At 63.7% G+C, this 17305-nt stretch carries 15 protein-coding genes and 1 tRNA gene; 7 read left to right on the top strand and 9 right to left on the bottom strand.

Annotation, left to right across the window (positions count from 1 at the left end):
- Nucleotides 1–36 precede the first annotated feature (36 nt).
- From D7T59_RS13600 to D7T59_RS13580, 5 genes are all read right to left on the bottom strand, one after another.
- A complete protein-coding gene (locus D7T59_RS13600; protein ID WP_180853479.1) occupies nucleotides 37–1026 on the bottom strand; it encodes a hypothetical protein in 990 nt (329 codons plus the stop codon).
- A gap of 105 nt (nucleotides 1027–1131) precedes the next feature.
- Nucleotides 1132–2553, bottom strand: coding sequence for a M28 family peptidase (locus tag D7T59_RS13595; protein WP_164139204.1), 1422 nt, complete (start codon nucleotides 2551–2553; stop codon nucleotides 1132–1134).
- Nucleotides 2554–2776: 223 nt separating this feature from the next.
- Complete coding sequence (mscL, locus tag D7T59_RS13590) at nucleotides 2777–3181, bottom strand: large-conductance mechanosensitive channel protein MscL (RefSeq protein ID WP_164139207.1); 405 nt, start codon at nucleotides 3179–3181, stop codon at nucleotides 2777–2779.
- Nucleotides 3182–3236: 55 nt separating this feature from the next.
- Nucleotides 3237–3953 carry a fumarylacetoacetate hydrolase family protein gene (locus D7T59_RS13585; RefSeq protein ID WP_180853227.1) on the bottom strand — a complete coding sequence of 239 codons (717 nt, stop codon included), beginning with the start codon at nucleotides 3951–3953 and terminating at the stop codon, nucleotides 3237–3239.
- Between the two features lie 75 nt (nucleotides 3954–4028).
- Nucleotides 4029–4310, bottom strand: coding sequence for a hypothetical protein (locus D7T59_RS13580; RefSeq protein ID WP_049466016.1), 282 nt, complete (start codon nucleotides 4308–4310; stop codon nucleotides 4029–4031).
- Nucleotides 4311–4488: 178 nt separating this feature from the next.
- Between D7T59_RS13580 and D7T59_RS13575 the strand changes: the two genes are divergently transcribed.
- Nucleotides 4489–4824 (top strand): Rieske (2Fe-2S) protein, encoded by a 336-nt coding sequence (locus D7T59_RS13575; protein WP_012511947.1) that lies wholly within the window; start codon nucleotides 4489–4491, stop codon nucleotides 4822–4824.
- 812 nt (nucleotides 4825–5636) lie between these two features.
- Here D7T59_RS13575 and D7T59_RS13570 read toward each other — a convergent pair.
- From D7T59_RS13570 to thiS, 4 genes are all read right to left on the bottom strand, one after another.
- Nucleotides 5637–7484 carry an SLC13 family permease gene (locus D7T59_RS13570; protein ID WP_164136212.1) on the bottom strand — a complete coding sequence of 616 codons (1848 nt, stop codon included), beginning with the start codon at nucleotides 7482–7484 and terminating at the stop codon, nucleotides 5637–5639.
- A 27-nt stretch (nucleotides 7485–7511) separates the two neighbouring features.
- Nucleotides 7512–8246 carry a tRNA (guanosine(46)-N7)-methyltransferase TrmB gene (gene trmB, locus D7T59_RS13565; RefSeq protein WP_053501092.1) on the bottom strand — a complete coding sequence of 245 codons (735 nt, stop codon included), beginning with the start codon at nucleotides 8244–8246 and terminating at the stop codon, nucleotides 7512–7514.
- The gene (locus D7T59_RS13560; protein WP_005410813.1) at nucleotides 8246–9040 is read right to left on the bottom strand and encodes a thiazole synthase; all 795 of its coding nucleotides are present in this window, start codon (nucleotides 9038–9040) and stop codon (nucleotides 8246–8248) included. The genes trmB and D7T59_RS13560 overlap by 1 nt, the downstream gene beginning before the upstream one ends.
- A 154-nt stretch (nucleotides 9041–9194) precedes the next feature.
- Complete coding sequence (gene thiS / locus D7T59_RS13555; protein WP_008265079.1) at nucleotides 9195–9395, bottom strand: sulfur carrier protein ThiS; 201 nt, start codon at nucleotides 9393–9395, stop codon at nucleotides 9195–9197.
- A 207-nt stretch (nucleotides 9396–9602) separates the two neighbouring features.
- Here thiS and D7T59_RS13550 point away from each other — a divergent pair, with 207 nt between their 5' ends.
- The 6 genes from D7T59_RS13550 (at nucleotide 9603) to D7T59_RS13525 (ending at nucleotide 17200) form a co-directional block, all read left to right on the top strand.
- Nucleotides 9603–11438 (top strand): autotransporter outer membrane beta-barrel domain-containing protein, encoded by a 1836-nt coding sequence (locus D7T59_RS13550; protein ID WP_180853226.1) that lies wholly within the window; start codon nucleotides 9603–9605, stop codon nucleotides 11436–11438.
- A gap of 115 nt (nucleotides 11439–11553) precedes the next feature.
- Nucleotides 11554–11627, top strand: a tRNA-Gly gene (locus D7T59_RS13545).
- 1003 nt (nucleotides 11628–12630) lie between these two features.
- Nucleotides 12631–12834: a hypothetical protein gene (locus tag D7T59_RS13540; protein ID WP_180853225.1), complete on the top strand. Its 204-nt coding sequence runs from the start codon at nucleotides 12631–12633 to the stop codon at nucleotides 12832–12834.
- Between the two features lie 267 nt (nucleotides 12835–13101).
- Complete coding sequence (locus D7T59_RS13535) at nucleotides 13102–13614, top strand: CPBP family intramembrane glutamic endopeptidase (RefSeq protein ID WP_258013188.1); 513 nt, start codon at nucleotides 13102–13104, stop codon at nucleotides 13612–13614.
- 278 nt (nucleotides 13615–13892) lie between these two features.
- Nucleotides 13893–15959: a peptidase domain-containing ABC transporter gene (locus tag D7T59_RS13530; RefSeq protein ID WP_407070870.1), complete on the top strand. Its 2067-nt coding sequence runs from the start codon at nucleotides 13893–13895 to the stop codon at nucleotides 15957–15959.
- Nucleotides 15956–17200 carry an HlyD family secretion protein gene (locus D7T59_RS13525; RefSeq protein ID WP_180853224.1) on the top strand — a complete coding sequence of 415 codons (1245 nt, stop codon included), beginning with the start codon at nucleotides 15956–15958 and terminating at the stop codon, nucleotides 17198–17200. Before D7T59_RS13530 ends, D7T59_RS13525 begins: the two co-directional genes overlap by 4 nt.
- Nucleotides 17201–17305 lie beyond the last annotated feature (105 nt).

The raw sequence follows: 17305 nt of genomic DNA, 5'->3' as shown, positions 1-17305 counted from the left end.
AAACGAGCCGGGGACGCTTCTCCAGCAACATTTGGTTCAGAACTGCACCTTGGTGCGCCACGATGTTACGAGGTCCACGTCGGTGCCGAGCAGCGCAAGATCACACGCGATCTGTCCAGCCTCGTAACATTGAATTGGCTGGCAGACGGTGTCGGCGGGATTGTGCATGAGTTCGTTTCTCAGCTTCCGCAAAGACGTGAGGGCGCGCTTTTGTTCGTCGCAGATCAGTTTCCCTGCACAAAGATCGTCGATGATCTTCCAGGTTTCGGGAGATCTAACGTTCTCCTCGTTCTCGATCATCCAGTGCCACCGGAGAGAGGACTCGATGATGAACCATGAGAGGACGAATGACATCCTGTAGTCGTTGTCGGCGTATGCGGTTTTGGCCTTGAGCAGATAGGAGAGCCATGTGACGTGATGTTCGTTGCGTGCTATGAGCGCGAATTTCTGCAGCGCAAACCGAGCAGCTTCGACATGAACTACTTCGTGGGGAATTCTCCATCCGGGTGCTTCCAGGGGAGAAGGCGTAAGGGCGCCTCCAGCTACCCATCCGGACAGCGCATGCATGACCGTGGTCAAGGTGCGAGCCGTGCCAAAGCTGACGTTTACGGGGCGGCCGTCGAGGAATCCGACCTTGCATATCTCCTTCGCCCGGGTTGCAGTGGCGGAGACTTCGTAGGAGTCAGGATGCTTTATCGACTCCGATTCCAAGCACAGCTGAAGTGCATTGGCGTAATCCAAGTGTCGATCCATCCATATTGCGGACTGATCAAAATCACCTGAAATGCCCATGTCTGGCGCGGTCTGCGAAAGGTGCCGCACATTCAGCAGCATTAAACCGTTGACGCAGATTGCCGCATTGAATCGTTCGGTTTGCAGGCACGCCTTCACTTCCGGAATGATGCCGAGAAGGCATTGATTCTGTTCGGGATCATAGATGTTGACGCGTTGTCCCAGCCAGAACGGGTATGCGCTATGGAAACCCAAGTGGAAATCCATCTGGTCGAGTAGTTCGAATCCTTCCACGCGTACTTTCCAGGAAGACGGATTGTCTGTATGGGGATGCTCGCAGTTGAAGGAAAGAGGGGGAGACGCTGAGCCTGCAACTCAGCGTCCTCCGCCTTCAGAATTTCACTCGTTCGGTGGCGTGGTCGCCTTGGCTTCGCTGCCGAAGCTGCCATCGGCTTCCGCGGCCAGGTACGCGAACACCGCATAGGCGGCCACGTTCTGTGCCAGCGCCTTCGGGTCGATCTTGTCCAGCGTGTCGTCGGCGGTGTGGTGCAGGTGGAAGTAGTCCGAACCATCCTGCGCCAGCCACGCCCACGCACCGCCCTTGGCGGCCAGCGGGCCGACGTCCGGGCCCGGGCCACCCTTGTCGGCCTGGTACTCGATGCCCAGCGGCTTCATCACTTCGGCAATCTGCTTCGTGGCCTCGCGCGAGCCTTCCGGGTTCGGCGAACCGGTATTGAAGGCATAGATGCGGCCGGCACCGAAGTCACTCTCGGCAGCCAGCTGGTGCAGGGCCACGTCCTTGGCATGCGCCTCGGCGTAGGCCTTGCCGCCGTACAGGCCCTGTTCTTCGTTGGCGAAGGCGATCACGCGGATGGTGCGCTTCGGCGCCTGCTTCAGCAGGCCGATCAGGTGGCCAGCGGCCATGGTGATGCCCACGCCCGCGCCGTCATCGACCGCGCCGGTGCCCAGGTCCCACGAATCCAGGTGGCCGCCGATCACCACCACTTCCTTCGGCAGACTGCGGCCAGTGATCTCGCCGATCACGTTGTACGAGGTTGCCGTGCCATCCCAGCCGCAGTCCAGCGCCACCTTCACCGTGGTGCTGCCACGGGCCAGCAGGCGGGCCAGCTGGTCGGCGTCGGGCACCGACAGTGCTGCCGACGGCACCGGGGTCAGGCCATCGTCAAATCGGGTGATGCCGGTGTGCGGCACGCGGTGCGAATCGGTACCGGCCGAGCGCATCAGGAAGCCGATCGCGCCCTTGCGGATCGCCTCGGACGGGCCCTTGCTGCGGATCGCGCCGCCACGGCCGTAGTCGCGGCCATCGCGGAACGGCAGCATCTGGTAATCGACGAAGGCGATCTTGCCCTTCAGCGAACCGGCCGGTGCCGCCTGCAGCGCGGCCAGGTCGGCGAAGCGCACCACTTCCGCTTCCACGGTGCCGCCCGGGCTGCCGCCCAGTGCCGTGATCTGCAGCGGCTGCGGGTTCCTGCCGGTCACCGCGGCATGTTCACTGCGGCGTTCCCACTTCGGGAAGGTCACCGGTTCCTTCCACACCTTGTCGAAGCCCAATGCCTTGAACTTGGCTTCGGCCCAGGCCACGGCACGGGCGTCGGCTTCGCTGCCGGCAATGCGCGGACCGATTTCGGTGGTGAGCGATTCGACCACCTTCCAGCCGGTGTCGTCGGCCAGTGCCTGGTCGCGCAGCTGCGCAGCGGTGGCCAGCGACGCCGGCGGCAGGGTGGTGGTGTGGGGCGCCGCAAAGGCCGGAGCGGCCAGCAGGGCGAGGGAGGATGCGATGGCAAGGACGCGGCGACGCATGGGCAACTCCGGAAGGGACCAAGCCTTGGAGCTTAACAGTCGTTCAGGCCCGCGCATGGGCGGGAGGTCATGGCCGGCGCGAACGCTGTTTTCCGCCATGTCCGGCAAAGCGAAAGCCCCGCCGGAGCGGGGCTTTCGTGCAGTCGCGGTAGTGCCGGCCGCTGGCCGGCTCCCGCATGTTCCGATGTTGCCGGCCAGCGGCCGGCACTACCGGTAGGCTGCCTTATTTCTTCAGGCTGTCGCGGATCTCGCGCAGCAGCACCACTTCCTCGGCCGGTGCGGCCGGGGCGGCTTCCTGCTTGCGCGACAGGCGGTTGATCGCCTTGACGACGACGAAGATGGCGAAGGCCACGATCACGAACTGGATGATGGTATTGATGAAGTCGCCGTAGCCAACCACCACGGCCGGAATCTCCTTGCCATCCGGACCCAGGTGAGCCGGCGACAGGGTCCAGGCCAGGCTGGAGAAGTCCACGCGGCCGATCAGGTAGCCCAGCGGCGGCATGATGATCTTCTCGACCAGCGCCGTCACGATCTTGCCGAAGGCCGCGCCGATCACCACGCCGACGGCGAGGTCGATGACGTTGCCGCGCATCGCGAATTCCTTGAACTCGGTGAGCATTCCCATTGTTGTTTTTCTCCGGTGGGGGAAGTGGACAGCGCGCAGGGTAGCGCAGGTGATGTCAGCCGGCGATCACGCCGTGGCGCTCGGCCACGTTTTCCAGGCGGGCACTGAAGCGGTCGCCCGGCTTCAATGCAGCCACCCCGGATGGGGTGCCCATGAACACCAGGTCGCCGGCACGCAGCTGCCACAGCTTGGACAGCTCATGCAGGATCTCCGGCACGTTCCAGATCATCTGGTCGAGCAGCGCCTGCTGGCGCACTTCACCGTTGACCTCCAGCGACAGGTTCAGCGCGGCCAGGTCGCCGACTTCCTCGGCGTGGACGATTTCGCTGATCGGCGCGGAGGCATCGAAGCCCTTGGCGGCATCCCATGGGTGGCCCTTGTCCTTGGCCGCAGCCTGCAGGTCGCGGCGGGTCAGGTCCAGGCCGACGGCGTAGCCGTAGACCAGTGCTTCGGCATCGGCCACGGCCAACTCACCGGCAGGCGCATCGCGGCCGATCGCCACCACCAGTTCCACTTCGTGGTGCAGGTTGGCGGTTGCCGGCGGGTAGGGGATGGCATCGTCGTGGCCGACCACGATGGCATCGGCCGGCTTGCTGAAGAACATCGGGCGGCCGCGGTCATCGGCCGCCGGCACCGCTGCGCCCATCTCGCGGGCATGGTCGGCGAAGTTGCGGCCGACGCAGTAGATGCGGTGCACGGGGAAACTGCCACCGCCCACCACCGGTACACGCGGCAGGGCTACGGCAGGGATCACATCGGAGACATCGGGCATGCGGGCATCCAGGAAGGGCGTGCCCGCAGTCTAGAACGCATGGCGCCCGCCGTCAGCGGGCGCCGAAGATGCGGATCAGCGCGAGGCCGGCAGCACCGGCTTGCGCACCACGCGGTATTCGCCTTCGACCACGGTCGGATCGACCGGACGCGCAGTGCCCGGCTTGCGCGAAGCCAGCAGCTTCCATGCCAGGCCGACCAGGATCATCGCTGCACCAACAAACACGCCGATGAACACCATCGCGGCCAGGATCGCCAGGCCGAGCAGGCCCACGGCAACGCGCACCAACGGATGGCGCGGCTTGCGCGGCGCGAACAGGGTGCGGAACTGGTTGAAGGCGGATGCGCGATTGAACATGGCGGCTCGATAGGCTGGGATCAGCGAAACCAGAGTATCGGGACGCGCCACTGTCATTGAGTGAAAAACTCGTTAAATATAGCCTGTGCTTATTACGAATCAATGACTTGTGTTCATGTTGCAGCCAGTCACCTGAGCGGGCGTGCGACAATGCGCGTTTACTGTCCGAGCCTTCGCCATGACTGCCGCTGCTGCCCTGATCGCCCTTGATGCCATTGCCGATGGCGCGTTTGCCGAGGTCGAAGCGGTGGTTGATGGCGATGCCGAATCGCTGGTGCTGTACCGCGACGGTGCGCAGGTGCGTGCGTTCCTGAACATCTGCCCGCACGCCGGCCGCCGCCTGGACTGGGCCCCGGGCCAGTTCCTGAAGAGCCGTGAGGGCCACCTGGTGTGCGCCGCGCATGGCGCCTCGTTCGCACTGGACAGCGGCGACTGCATTGCCGGCCCGTGCAAGGGCGACCGCCTGCGTGCGGTGCCGGTGGACGTGCGCGACGGGCAGGTCTACCTGGCCTGAGGCAACCGGCGTGCGAACCAAGGTTCGCACCCACAGGATCAATGGGTATCCAGAGATCCATCCACGCACGGCGTGGATCTACCGTGTCGACCAGAGATCCATCCACGCATGGCGTGGATCTACCATGTCGACCAAGGTCGACACCTACCAACAGCCGCGCGCGGACCAACGGTCCGCAGCCACCGGATCAACAGGCATCCAGAGATCCATCCACGCATGGCGTGGATCTACGGTGTCGACCAAGGTCGACGCCTACCAACAGCCGCGCGCGGACCAACGGTCCGCAGCCACCGGATCAACAGGTATCCGGAGATCCATCCACGCATGGCGTGGATCTACCGTGTCGACCAAGGTCGACACCTACCAACAGCCGCGCGGACCAACGGTCCGCAGCCACCGGATCAACGGGCATCCAGAGATCCATCCACGCACGGCGTGGATCTACCGTGTCGACCAAGGTCGGCACCTACCAACAGCCGCGCGCGGACCAACGGTCCGCAGCCGCCGGATCAACAGGCATCCAGAGATCCATCCACGCATGGCGTGGATCTACCGTGTCGACCAAGGTCGACACCTACCAGAGCGGTGCACGACGCCGTTCTGGCAGATCGCAGAAATCTGTCGAAGGCGGGGTGGGGCCGGTTGCGGGGGTGTCCGCGGCATGGATGCCGCGGCCAAGCCCCCACGGACGGGTTTACGGCGTCCCCCGCAACCGGACCCACCCCGCCATCCCACGAAATGCACGCTTTTGCCGTTGCCGTTGCTTCGGCCTCTGCGGGTGCAGGGCGCAGCCCTGCCAACAAACCCCACCCTCAGAACATCAGGTTGATCATCAGCACCACCACGCAGGTATAGATCAGCGACAGCGGTCCGCCGACCCGCCACATCTCGCGCGGGGTGTAGTTGGCCGGGCCGGTGATCATCGAGATCACCGGATTGGAGGCCGTCATCAGGTTGTTGGACGCCGACAGCGCCACGATCAGCGCGAATGCGGTCGGGTTGCCGCCCGCCGCCAGCGCCAGGTTCACCGCAATGGGCACCATCACGATGGTCGCGCCCACATGGCTGATCACCAGCGAGAACGCCGTGGTCAACAGCGCCAGCGCCACCTCCAGCACCCACACCGGGATACCGGTCGGCAGCTTGTCGATCGTATGCCCGGCTACCCACGCCGCCGCGCCGCTGGAGTCCATTGCCCAGCCGAGTGGAATCAGCCCGGCCATCATGAACACCGTCTTCCAGTTGATCGAGGCATACGCCTCGTCCATGCGCAGCACGCCGGTCAGCAGCATGCCGGCCACGCCGGTCATCAGCGTCAGCGCCACCGGCAGCTTGCTGGTCAGCGCGATCAGGATGGTCAGCGCGAAGATCGCCATGGCGATCTTGAACTTGTGCGGGCGCTGCTCGCCGGTCGGGTAGTCGGTCACCACCACGAAGTCACGGCTGCGCGCGGCCTGCGCCAGGTCGGTCCAGATGCTGTGGAAGACCAGCATGTCGCCGGCACGCAGCTGCACATCGCGCACGTCCTCGCGGATCACCTGCTTGTCGCGGTTGATCGCCAGCAGGCTGATGCCGCGCTCCTTGCGCAGGCGCAGATCGGCCGCGCTCTTGCCGATCACGTTCGAGGTCGGAGGCACCACCGCCTCGGAAATACCGGCGCGGCTGGGGTTGAACAGGTCGCCCAGGTGCTTCAGCCGCGAGGACATGCGCAGGAACTGGTTCTGCGCGAAGTCGTTGATCTGCTCACGCGGCCCCATCGCACCGAGCACGCTGCCGACCCAGATGCGCATCTCCGCCGGCGGCGCCAGACGGGTGTCGTTGCCGGTCTTCAGGGCAAGCAGCAGCGGCGCATCGTGCAGGTTCTCGGCCTCGCCCAGGGTCATGCCGACCAGCGGGCTTTCGGCACTGACCACCAGCTCGAACACATCACCTTCGATGCCGTAGGTCTTGGCGAAGTAACTCTCGGTGCGTGCCGGCGTGACGCCGTCGTTGACCAGGCTTTCTTCTTCAACCAGCTTGCGGTCGCCGTAGTAGCGGAAGTACAGCAGCGAGGCGATCAGCAGGGCCACGCCGATCGGCAGCGGCGCGAACATGCGCAGCGGCTCGATGGTGGCCAGGCCCGAGGGCAGGTTGTTGTTGGCCGAGGCCAGCAGGTCGTTCAGCAGGATCAGCGGCGAGTTGCCGACCATGGTCAGCGCGCCGCCCATCACGATCGCCGCCGAGATCGGCAGCAGCAGGCGCTGCAGGGTCAGGCCCGTGCGCGCTGCCAGTCGCGAGGCGACCGGCAGGTACAGCGCCATCACCGACGGGTTCTGCATGAAAGAGGAGTTCAGGCCGGCAATGGCCGTGGTCATCATCAGCAGCCGCTGCTCGACGCCATGGCCGCGCCGCAGCAACCACGCGGCCAGCCGGTTCAGCGCCCCGGTGCGGTCCAGGCCCGCACCGAGGATGGTGGTGGCGATGATGCTCATCACCGCGTTACCGGAGAAGCCGCCGAAGATTTCCTCCGGCGCGATCAGCCCGGTGACACCGAGCACCACCAGCACCACCAGCGCGACCACGTCGGCGCGGATGCGCTCGAACAGGAACATCGCCATCGTGAAGCCGACCAGCCCGAGCACGAGCTTCATGTCGTTGGTCAGCGTCAGCGCGGTATCCATGTGGGGCGCGGTGTCCTCAGGCGATCGTCAGGTGCGGTCGTACAACAGGTCCCAGACGCCATGGCCGAGCTTCTGGCCGCGGGTCTCGAAGTGGGTCTGCGGGCGCCAGTCCGGTCGCGGCACGCTGCCACGCGGGCCGGCGCGGTTGACCAGGCCGGCGGTGGCATCGAGCACGTCCCACATCTGCTCGGCGTAGTCTTCCCAGTCGGTCGCGCAGTGCAGGCGGCCACCCGGGCGCAGCTTGCGCACCAGCAGCTCGGCGAACGCCGGCTGCAGCAGGCGGCGCTTGTTGTGGCGCTTCTTGTGCCACGGGTCCGGGAAGTAGATGCGCACTTCATCCAGCGCGCCGTCGGCAATCTCGTTCTGCAGCACCTCCACGGCATCGTGGTGGTACAGGCGCACGTGGTCGGCGTTGTCCTCGGCCAGCGCGTTCAGCAGGCGGCCCACGCCCGGGGCGTGCACCTCGATGCCGATGTAATCGCGCGACGGATCATGCTGGGCGGCGAAGCGCAGCGCGGCACCGTTGCCGAAGCCGATTTCCAGCACCTTGTGCGCCGGGCGGCCGAAGGTGGCGTCCAGGTCGCGCGGCTGGCCGTTGTAGTCGATGCCGAAGCGCGGCCAGCGTTCGTCGAACGCGCGCTGCTGGGCGGGAGTGAAACGGCCCTGGCGCAACACGAAGCTGCGCACCTCGCGGCGGCCCTCGCTCACGGTGAAGGGCTTGGGCGGGGCCTTGGAACCGGCGCTGTCGAAAGGATTGGTCATCAGCCGATCAGCCCATCCACCGGGGAGGAGGCGCTGGCGTAGCGCTTGCGCGGAATGCGCCCGGCCAGGAAGGCTTCGCGGCCGGCCTCGACCGCCTTGCGCATGGCACTGGCCATCAGCACCGGGTGGCGCGCACCGGCAATGGCGGTGTTCATCAGCACGCCGTCGCAGCCCAGCTCCATCGCGATCGCCGCATCGGAGGCGGTACCGACGCCGGCGTCGACGATGATCGGCACCTTGGCGTCTTCGATGATCTGCAGCAGGTTGTACTTGTTCTGGATGCCCAGGCCCGAACCGATCGGCGCGGCCAGCGGCATCACCGCAGCGCAGCCGATCTCTTCCAGGCGTTTGGCCAGGATCGGGTCGTCGGAGGTGTAGACCATCACTTCGAAGCCGTCCTTGACCAGCTGTTCGGCGGCCTTGAGGGTCTGCACCACATCCGGGTACAGCGACTTCTGGTCGCCCAGCACTTCCAGCTTGGTCAGGTTGTGGCCGTCCAGCAGCTCACGGGCCAGCCGGCAGGTGCGCACCGCGTCTTCGGCGGTGTAGCAGCCGGCGGTGTTGGGCAGGATCGTGTAGCGCTCCGGCGGCAGCACGTCGAGCAGGTTCGGCTCGCCCGGGTTCTGCCCGATGTTGGTGCGGCGGATCGCCACGGTAACGATCTGGGCGCCTGCAGCCTCGGTGGCCAGGCGGGTTTCTTCCAGATCCTTGAACTTGCCGGTGCCGGTCAGCAGCCGCGAGCCATAGGTCTTGCCGGCGATCACCAGCGAATCGGGGGAGACATGAACGTTCATGGCGGGATTATCGCCTATCCGCCTGAAGATGGGATCACGCAATGGTGGTGCTGTCCGCAGGAGGGTGAGGGTAGTGCCGGCCGCTGGCCGGCAGATGCAGGGTGCCTCACGGCGTCGGATTGCCGGCCAGCGGCCGGCACTACCAAGGCAGGTCTCAGCCCCCGCCCAGCGCGTGCACGATCTCGACCACATCACCCTCGGCCAGTACATGTTCGCCGTGGCGGCTGCGGCTGACGATCTCGCCGTTGACCTCCACGGCCACCCGGCGCTGCAGCAACTGCTCGGCCTCCAGCAGGTCGTGGAGGGTCGCCGAAGCGGGCAGGGTGCGGGGTTCGCCATTGAGCTGGATGTTCATCCGCGCATTGTCGCCTATAGCCCGCCGGGATCGGAACGCTTGCAAATTGAACGGGGCGCCAGCTCCGGCACAGCAGGTTTCCCGGCGATCGGGCGACAATCCATGCGGCGGCGCAGCGTGAGCAAAACGCGGTGCAGTGAAACCATTCACCGTGCGCCGGCGTACGTCCGCCGGGTCCCCAACGATTTCCCCAAAGGAGTTTCCTACATGCAGCTCAGCAAACACCCGATCCGCTCCCTGATGGCGGCCGCGATCGCGCTGGCCGCGCTTCCGGCCATGGCAGGCGAGTCCCCGTATTCCAAGGCCGTGTTCTTCGGTGACAGCCTCACCGATGCCGGCTATTTCCGCCCGTTGCTCGATCCGGGCGTGCAGCCGGTCACCGGCCAGTTCACCACCAACCCGGGCTGGGTGTGGTCGCAGCAGGTTGCCAATTACTACGGCCTCAACGGCGGCGCCAACGGCAACGGCCAGAACGGTGACAACTATGCGGCCGGCGGCGCCCGCGTTGGCGTGGACGTGCCGAGCGCAATGGGGACCATCCCGTCGCTGAAGTCGCAGGCCGCCCGTTACCTCGCCGCAAATGGCGGCAAGGCTGACGGCAATGTCCTGTATACGGTGTGGGGTGGTGCCAACGACCTGTTCGCTGCTGCCGCTGCGCCAGCGCAGGCGCAGGCCATCATCGGCGCGGCTGTCACCGACCAGATCGCCCTGGTGGGTGCGCTGAAGCAGGCCGGTGCACAGTACGTGCTGGTGCCGAACCTGCCGAACGTCGGCCTGACCCCGGCCTTCCGCGGCCCGAACGCGGCCACCGCCACCGCGCTGTCGGCCGGCTACAACAAGGCCCTGTACGGTGGCCTGAAGCAGGCCGGCATCGAGTTCATCCCGCTCGATACCTTCACCGTGCTGGGCGAAGTGGCAGCCAACCCGGCGATGTACGGCTTCACCAACGTCACCAGCACCGCCTGCAAGATCGATCCGAACAACTCCACCGCGAGCATCATCGGCTGCAATCCGACCAGCTATGTCAGCCCGGATGCGGCCAACACCTATCTGTTCGCCGATGGCGTGCACCCGACCACGGCGGGCCACCAGCTGCTGGGCCAGTACGCGGTCTCGGTGCTGGAAGCCCCGCGCCTGCAGCAGGTACTGAGCCACTCGGCGCAGACCATCGGTCGTTCGCGTGCCGATCAGGTCAGCATGCACCTGGGCGGCCGTCCGGCCGATGGCCTGTCCTGGTGGGGTGGCGTGCGCGGTGACCTGCAGCGCTACGACCACGCGGATCTGTACGACGGCCTGGCGCCGGCCGGCCTGTTCGGCATCGATTGGGCGCGCGACGGCATGGTGTTCGGTGGCTTCGCCGGCTTCGGCCGCCTCAACGCCGACTTCGGCAACAGCCGTGGCGACTTCACCCAGAAGGACACCACCGCCGGTCTGTTTGCCGGCTGGTACGGCGATCGCATCTGGGTGAACGGCCAGGTCAGCTACACCTGGCTGTCGTACGACGTGAACCGCAAGGTCCAGCTCGGCCCGGCCACCCGCGAGCACGGCGGTTCGCCGGACGGCAGCAACCTGACCGCCGCCCTGAATGCCGGTTACGAGTTCGGCACCGAAGGCGGCTTCCGCCACGGTCCGATCGCTTCGGTGATCTGGCAGAAGGTGAAGATCGATGGTTACACCGAAAGCGCTGCGGCCGGCACCCTGGCTACCGCGCTGGGTTACGACCGCCAGAACGTTGATTCGACCGTTGGCCGCATCGGCTGGCAGGCCCGCTTCGATGGCGGCACCCTCAAGCCGTACGCGCAGCTGACCTACGACCATGAGTTCGAAGACACCAAGCAGGCCAGCGCGTGGCTGCAGACCCTGCCGGAGCTGGGCAGCTACCGTGTGCCGGGCCTGAAGTTCGACAAGGACTACGCGACTGTCGTGCTGGGCGCCCGCACCGAACTGTTCGGGCTGCAGAGCAATTTCGGCGTGAGCGCTTCGGCCGGGCAGAAGCGTGCCCAGGACGCAACGCTGTTCGCCAACTTCAGCGGCAGCTTCTAAGCAGGAACCGCCGGGGTCGGATCCCTTTCCGCAAGGAAAGGGCTCTGACCCCGCGCGGATGCGGTGGCCACCATTGCGCTGTACCGGTCCCTCCGCATAGACTTTCCACCGCAACGCGGGCGTAGCTCAATGGTAGAGCTGTAGCTTCCCAAGCTACTGACGTGGGTTCGATTCCCATCGCCCGCTCCATGTCTCCCAACGGTTTGCGCCGTCTCAGGCGCTCCGCGATATCCAGACTGCTCCGCGATTCACCGCGTCGGAGTGGCCTTGGACCCCCCTCTTTTTTCGCACGTAGATCTCGGTCGTGGCGACCGATGAATGCCCCGGCTGGGCCTGCGCTTCCTGGTTCGTCCTCTGCCTGAGCCTGCCTGCGGGCGGGTATGTACTGGTAGCGCAGGGACTTGATCATTGAAGGCATGAAGCTGCGCGACGGAACGCACGTTGCGAGTGATCAGCTGGAAACGCTCCAGGGCGTGGAGATGCTGAAGTGACTGATGGAGCAGTCTACGGGGAAGAACCTGTTGGCTGCTGCGGTTGCTGGCTACGTGCCTCAGGTCCCCAGGTCGCCTTCGGTCCCGTCAGGCCCACTCGCACCTGTGCAAGCTGCGGCTTCTGCAGATTGGCCTGATGGAAGGCATCGCCTTATCGACGGAGCGGCCAGGAGTGGCGGCGCTGGAGACGGGTCCTCCGTTCACGCATGACGAACTGTGGCTGGCGACCGAAGCGGGCTTCCCGCACTGGGCATTGAGGCAACCGCATCGCTTCTGGGCGCCGATACAGGGCCTCTACGGTGGCGTACGTGTCAACGAAGTGGCGCAACTGCGAGCAGCTGGGGTGATGCTTGTGGGCGGAGTTTCTGGCTTCCTGGCCACAATTCCGATGGTGGGATCGGACAACTCATCGCATCCCGGGACGAGCCCCGAAAGAATGCTGTCGACCCGGCCGAAGGCGCGTTGCTCCAGAGCACAGGCAGGCCAGCCCCTGCTGCTTATGGTGCGATGTGAATGAATTGTGAACGTCATGAGCGGGGCGGTTGGGGGAAATGCTGCCTTCCCCCGTTTTTCCATGGGAGTCCTGCTTCAGTGCAACGTCGCAACGAAACGAGTGACTGTCGCTGTGGCATGGCTCCAGCCCGACGCCCAGCGCGGGTTCGGAAGGATGGACGTCCCGACAACTATGAAATGGAGGCTCTATGCGTGATCTCAGTCATTTTGAACTTGCAGAAGTTTCAGGTGGTACGCGCGGAATCAACTTCCAGGTTGGTTCCAGCGAAGGCACTCATATCAGCGGCACCCTGCACGACCTTGGAGAGGCTGCCTATATGTATGGAAGGGTTGCGCCATTCAGTGGGATCGGCGCTGCTGGCTTGATCTACCATTACCTCATGGCTCGATGATCCGGGCAGTCTGATCGCCCGCCTCGGTGGCGTCGGCTCAAGGCCAAGCCTTTGATGCACGGTTCATGATGATGTAGAGGCGGAAGCATCGGCCCAGGCCCGAGTTCGGGCCTGGGCCCTTGGGAGAACATTTTGATTACAAAGGTCGCGCGCTGGAAGCCTCGTCCCATAGCGGAAAACAAGATATTCGTAGCTGCAATTGCAATTGTGGGTGTCGGTGCGGCACAGGGAGTTCTGCGCCATTTTGACGTTTTCGGATCAAAGGCAATGACCGAAATTGTCGCCTTTGCTGTTTGCGTCTGGCTGCTTCCCAATGAGTCCCGAAGAGAGTGGACGTTTCGGCTTGGAGCCGCTCTGGTGGCTGTTGGGGCCGTTGGGGGAGCAGTCTGGATTCTTGCCATCGGCATCCCTGCAATACCCGAAACCACCTTCATCCCTTTTGGCGAAATCCCCACCAGGTTCTATGTCCTGGGCTTGGTGACCAGCTGCGTCGTCGCACCTCTTTTTGAGGAGAAGGTTGTGCGGCACCTGCTTTTTGATGGCACATCGCACTACTTTGGGCGTTTTCTAGGCACCATCATCGTTAGTGCTGCATTTGCTGCAGTCCACGTCGGTGCATTTGTTTCATCCTTCCTGTTTTCGATACTTCTCTGCGTATTGGCTTGTCAATTCAGGTTGAGCACGACCCAGCTGGCAACAGTGCACGGCACCATCAATCTTACGATTACGCAGTGGGTCATATTCTATCCAACGCTCAGGGACTACGGAATTCAGTCGTGAGCTGAGGCCTGATCCTGTGGTGCCTGGTATGCAGGACGGCTTCTCCCGTAAGCGATTTCGATTGCCGATCTCGCAGCATTCGTGGCTGGCGAGGATTGAATCAACCCGCGTTTCCGCTCTGCAGGAATTTTCGCTTCAAGCGCAACGAATCGCTTGCTTGGGGGCATCCCAAGGGGCGCCTGCCAAGGGCTCGCAACGGTACTGCCGCATGGAGAGGTAAGGCTATTGATACGATAATCCAGTCGGAGGCCGCCGAATGCGGGCTTGCCTGCTTGGCCATGGTTGCGTCATATCATGGGAACAACATCGGACTCCGAGAACTCCGCCGCCGTTACGCCCTTTCACTCAAAGGGGCAACGCTTGCTCAGATCATCGAAATTGGTGGGGCGCTCGGTTTTCGTTGCCGCCCCCTGCGCTTGGACCTGGAGCATCTGAGCCAACTTCAGTTGCCGTGCATCGCGCATTGGGATCTCAACCATTTCGTCGTAATCAGTAAAGTGGGTCGCAGTGGCGTCACTGTTCTGGATCCAGCCTTTGGCAAGCGCAAGCTCTCTCTGGAGGAGGTCTCGCGTCATTTCACCGGAATTGCACTGGAGTTGCATCCAACCACCGGGTTCCGGGTCAGCCCGCGTCCGCCAGCCATCTCGCTTGCACAGCTGACCGGGAAGATCCAGGGCTTGTGGCAGGCTTTGGGGCTGCTGCTGTTCTTGTCCATTGCTCTTCAGTTATTCGTCCTGATAGCGCCGTTCTTCATGCAATGGACCGTCGATCAAGTGCTCGTCGCCTACGACAGAGACCTGCTGACCGTGCTGGGCATTGGATTCGCGCTGGCACTGCTGCTGCAGGTCTGTATCGGGCAGATCCGAGGCCGAGCGGTCATCTATCTGTCAAGCAGGCTCAACCTGCAATGGACCGGCAACGTCTTTCAACACCTGCAGCGTTTGCCCCTGGACTTCTTCGAGAAGCGCCATCTGGGCGATGTCACTTCACGGATGGGAAGCGTTCAAGCCATCCAGAAAACGTTGACGACCAGCTTCGTAGAGGCGCTCATTGATGGACTCATGGCGGCGGTGACGCTGGGAATGATGCTGCTCTACAGCTGGAAGCTTGCGCTGGTCACGCTGCTTGCGGTTGCTCTGTATGCAATCGCGCGTGCCTGTGCCTTTGCGCCCCTCCGGCGAGGCACGGAGAAGCAGTTGATTGCCGCGGCTCGGCAGGAGAGCCATCTCCTCGAGTCCATTCGCGGAGTTCAGTCGGTGAAGGTGGCTGGTCGGGAAACGGCTCGACAAGCCAGTTACTTCAATCTCATGAACGAGACGGTCAACCATGACGTCTGGTTGGCAAAGTTCGGGCTGAACTTCGGTGGTGCCAATCAGTTGCTGTTTGGCATGGAACGTATCGCGGTGATCTGGCTCGGCGCGCTGCTGGCGATGAGTAATGTGTTCTCCGTGGGCATGCTGATTGCCTACCTCGCCTACAAGGATCAGTTCTCACAGCGGGTGGGAGCGTTGATCGACAAGTGGGTGGAGTTTCGCATGCTGCGCCTGCATGGCGAGCGGCTCTCCGACATTGTTCTCACCGAGCCGGAGGACCACTCTTTCAGCGCGGGCAACATGCTTCCGGATGGACTTCGCATTGAGGTTGAGGGGCTCGGTTTCCGCTACGCCCCCGGTGAGCCCTGGGTGCTGAAGGACTGCAGCTTTGTGGTGGACGCCGGGGAGTCGGTAGCCATCATTGGCCCTTCAGGCTGTGGGAAGTCCACGCTGATCAAGATACTTCTGGGTCTGCTACATCCGACCGAGGGCCAGATCCGCATTGGTGGCGTACCGTTGTCAAGGATCGGCGTGGGTGACTACCGTCGCATGATCGGAGCGGTGATGCAGGATGACCAGCTCTTCGCCGGAAGTGTCAGCGACAACATTGCCTTCGAGGACGATCATCATGATGAAGCCAGAGTGCGTGAGGTCGCACAGGTGGCGGCTGTGCATGATGACATCGCAGCGATGCCGATGGGCTACAACAGCTTGATCGGCGACATGGGTACGACGCTTTCCGGAGGGCAGAAGCAGCGGGTGATCCTCGCTCGCGCACTGTATCGCAAGCCGCAGTTGCTCTTCCTGGACGAGGCAACCAGCCATCTGGATGTTGAGCGGGAGAGGCTGGTGAATGAAGCCGTCCGACAGCTTGAGCTGACCCGGGTGATCATCGCCCATCGTCCAGAAACCATCGCCAGCGCTGACCGGGTGCTGGTCATGCATGCGGGAGCAGTGGCACAGGTGTTGATGCAGGACGTGTCAAGCTCCGTGAAAGCGGATCGGGACGGCGTCGAAGAGGTCCCTGCATGAGTGGCTTCTTCCGCAAGGAAGCCATCGATGCCCAGCGCCGGAGCTGGCTCGGTGGCGTATCCCTGGCGCAACCGCTCCGTTTCTGGCTTCTGGCGGCGTTCGCCGCCATCGCTGCCTCAGCCGTCAGCGGCTTTCTTTGCCTGGGCGAGTACTCGCGCAGATCAAGGGTTATGGGCGAGCTTGTGCCCGATCTCGGGCTTTCCACCGTGGTCGCTCCGTCGGCAGGCGTGGTTGCGAGACTGGATGTTGAGGAAGGGGATCACGTCCAGCGCCAGGATGGGCTGCTAACGATCAATGTGCCTCGGGTCACCTCCTCCGGACAGGATGCCGTATCAACGGTGCTTGAGGCACAGCGCTCCCGCATGACCAGCGTGGAGGCGATGAGCGAATTCCAGGACAGGCAGCTCGCAGCACAGCAGGAGGGTGCGAAGGCACAGCGCTCTGCGATGCTGCGCGAGCTTTCGCAGATCGAGGCAGAGATCAGAACCCGCGGCGAGCAGGTGAGAATTGGTCGTGAGACGCTTGCCCGATACCGGAGTGTCGAGGATGAGCGCTACGTCAGCCTGGTTCAGATCAACCAGCAAGAGCAGTCGATGCTCGAGACGGTCAACGCGCAACAAGCTCTGCAACGCCAAGCGACCTCGATCCGGCGGAACCTGGCCGAACTGGAGCAGAGGCTGGCAGAAATTCCCCATCAACGGCGCTCCGCCAAGGCAGCTTCTGAACGTGATCTGGCTGCGCTGAGTCAGGAGACCGTTCGAATGGAGGCCGACGGAGAGCTGCTCCTTCGTGCGCCGGTAACTGGATTGGTGGCAAATCGACTCGTTGAGGCCGGCCAGGCAGTGCAGCCGGGGCAGCCCATTCTCAGCCTGCTTCCCCAAGGCTCCGAGCTTCGAGCACAGTTGCTGGTGCCCAGTTCGGCCGTCGGTTTCGTCAAATCAGGCGACCGGGTTCTCCTGCGCTACCAAGCCTATCCTTACCAGAAGTTTGGAGCCCACGAGGGAACGGTCATCCGTATCTCTCGCAGCGCGTTGGCGGGATCCCAGAAGGACGGTGATGCAAAGCAGTCCCTGTATCGAGTCCTTGTTTCCCTGGATCAGCAAGGGGTTCTGGCATATGGAACGATGGAGCCGCTCCGTCCAGGCATGCAGCTCGAAGCCGATATCATGGGGGAGCGTCGCAAGCTCTACGAATGGCTGTTGGAGCCCCTCTATTCAGTGACCGGGAAGCTGGGAGGCTAGTAGCACTTGCTGGCGATGCCGTTCTGAAGATCAAACTCAGTTGTCGCTGGAAGGGCGGCGGATAAGGGCTGTCCGATGGGAACCGTCCTAAGCCCAGGCCTGGAT

Origin of the sequence: Stenotrophomonas maltophilia, assembly GCF_013464915.1 — a bacterium.
In the GTDB taxonomy this organism is placed as follows: domain Bacteria; phylum Pseudomonadota; class Gammaproteobacteria; order Xanthomonadales; family Xanthomonadaceae; genus Stenotrophomonas; species Stenotrophomonas maltophilia_AT.
This window is presented reverse-complemented; position numbering and strand designations above follow the sequence as displayed.

Bases quoted from the DNA above. Each gene is read 5' to 3' on its own strand.
- D7T59_RS13575 (WP_012511947.1), top strand. From the start codon at position 4,489: ATGACTGCCGCTGCTGCCCTGATCGCCCTTGATGCCATTGCCGATGGC.
- D7T59_RS13550 (WP_180853226.1), top strand. From the start codon at position 9,603: ATGCAGCTCAGCAAACACCCGATCCGCTCCCTGATGGCGGCCGCGATC.
- D7T59_RS13585 (WP_180853227.1), bottom strand. From the start codon at position 3,953: ATGCCCGATGTCTCCGATGTGATCCCTGCCGTAGCCCTGCCGCGTGTA.
- D7T59_RS13530 (WP_407070870.1), top strand. From the start codon at position 13,893: ATGGTTGCGTCATATCATGGGAACAACATCGGACTCCGAGAACTCCGC.
- D7T59_RS13525 (WP_180853224.1), top strand. From the start codon at position 15,956: ATGAGTGGCTTCTTCCGCAAGGAAGCCATCGATGCCCAGCGCCGGAGC.
- D7T59_RS13570 (WP_164136212.1), bottom strand. From the start codon at position 7,484: ATGGATACCGCGCTGACGCTGACCAACGACATGAAGCTCGTGCTCGGG.
- D7T59_RS13580 (WP_049466016.1), bottom strand. From the start codon at position 4,310: ATGTTCAATCGCGCATCCGCCTTCAACCAGTTCCGCACCCTGTTCGCG.
- D7T59_RS13595 (WP_164139204.1), bottom strand. From the start codon at position 2,553: ATGCGTCGCCGCGTCCTTGCCATCGCATCCTCCCTCGCCCTGCTGGCC.
- trmB (WP_053501092.1), bottom strand. From the start codon at position 8,246: ATGACCAATCCTTTCGACAGCGCCGGTTCCAAGGCCCCGCCCAAGCCC.
- mscL (WP_164139207.1), bottom strand. From the start codon at position 3,181: ATGGGAATGCTCACCGAGTTCAAGGAATTCGCGATGCGCGGCAACGTC.
- D7T59_RS13540 (WP_180853225.1), top strand. From the start codon at position 12,631: ATGCGTGATCTCAGTCATTTTGAACTTGCAGAAGTTTCAGGTGGTACG.
- D7T59_RS13560 (WP_005410813.1), bottom strand. From the start codon at position 9,040: ATGAACGTTCATGTCTCCCCCGATTCGCTGGTGATCGCCGGCAAGACC.
- D7T59_RS13535 (WP_258013188.1), top strand. From the start codon at position 13,102: ATGACCGAAATTGTCGCCTTTGCTGTTTGCGTCTGGCTGCTTCCCAAT.
- thiS (WP_008265079.1), bottom strand. From the start codon at position 9,395: ATGAACATCCAGCTCAATGGCGAACCCCGCACCCTGCCCGCTTCGGCG.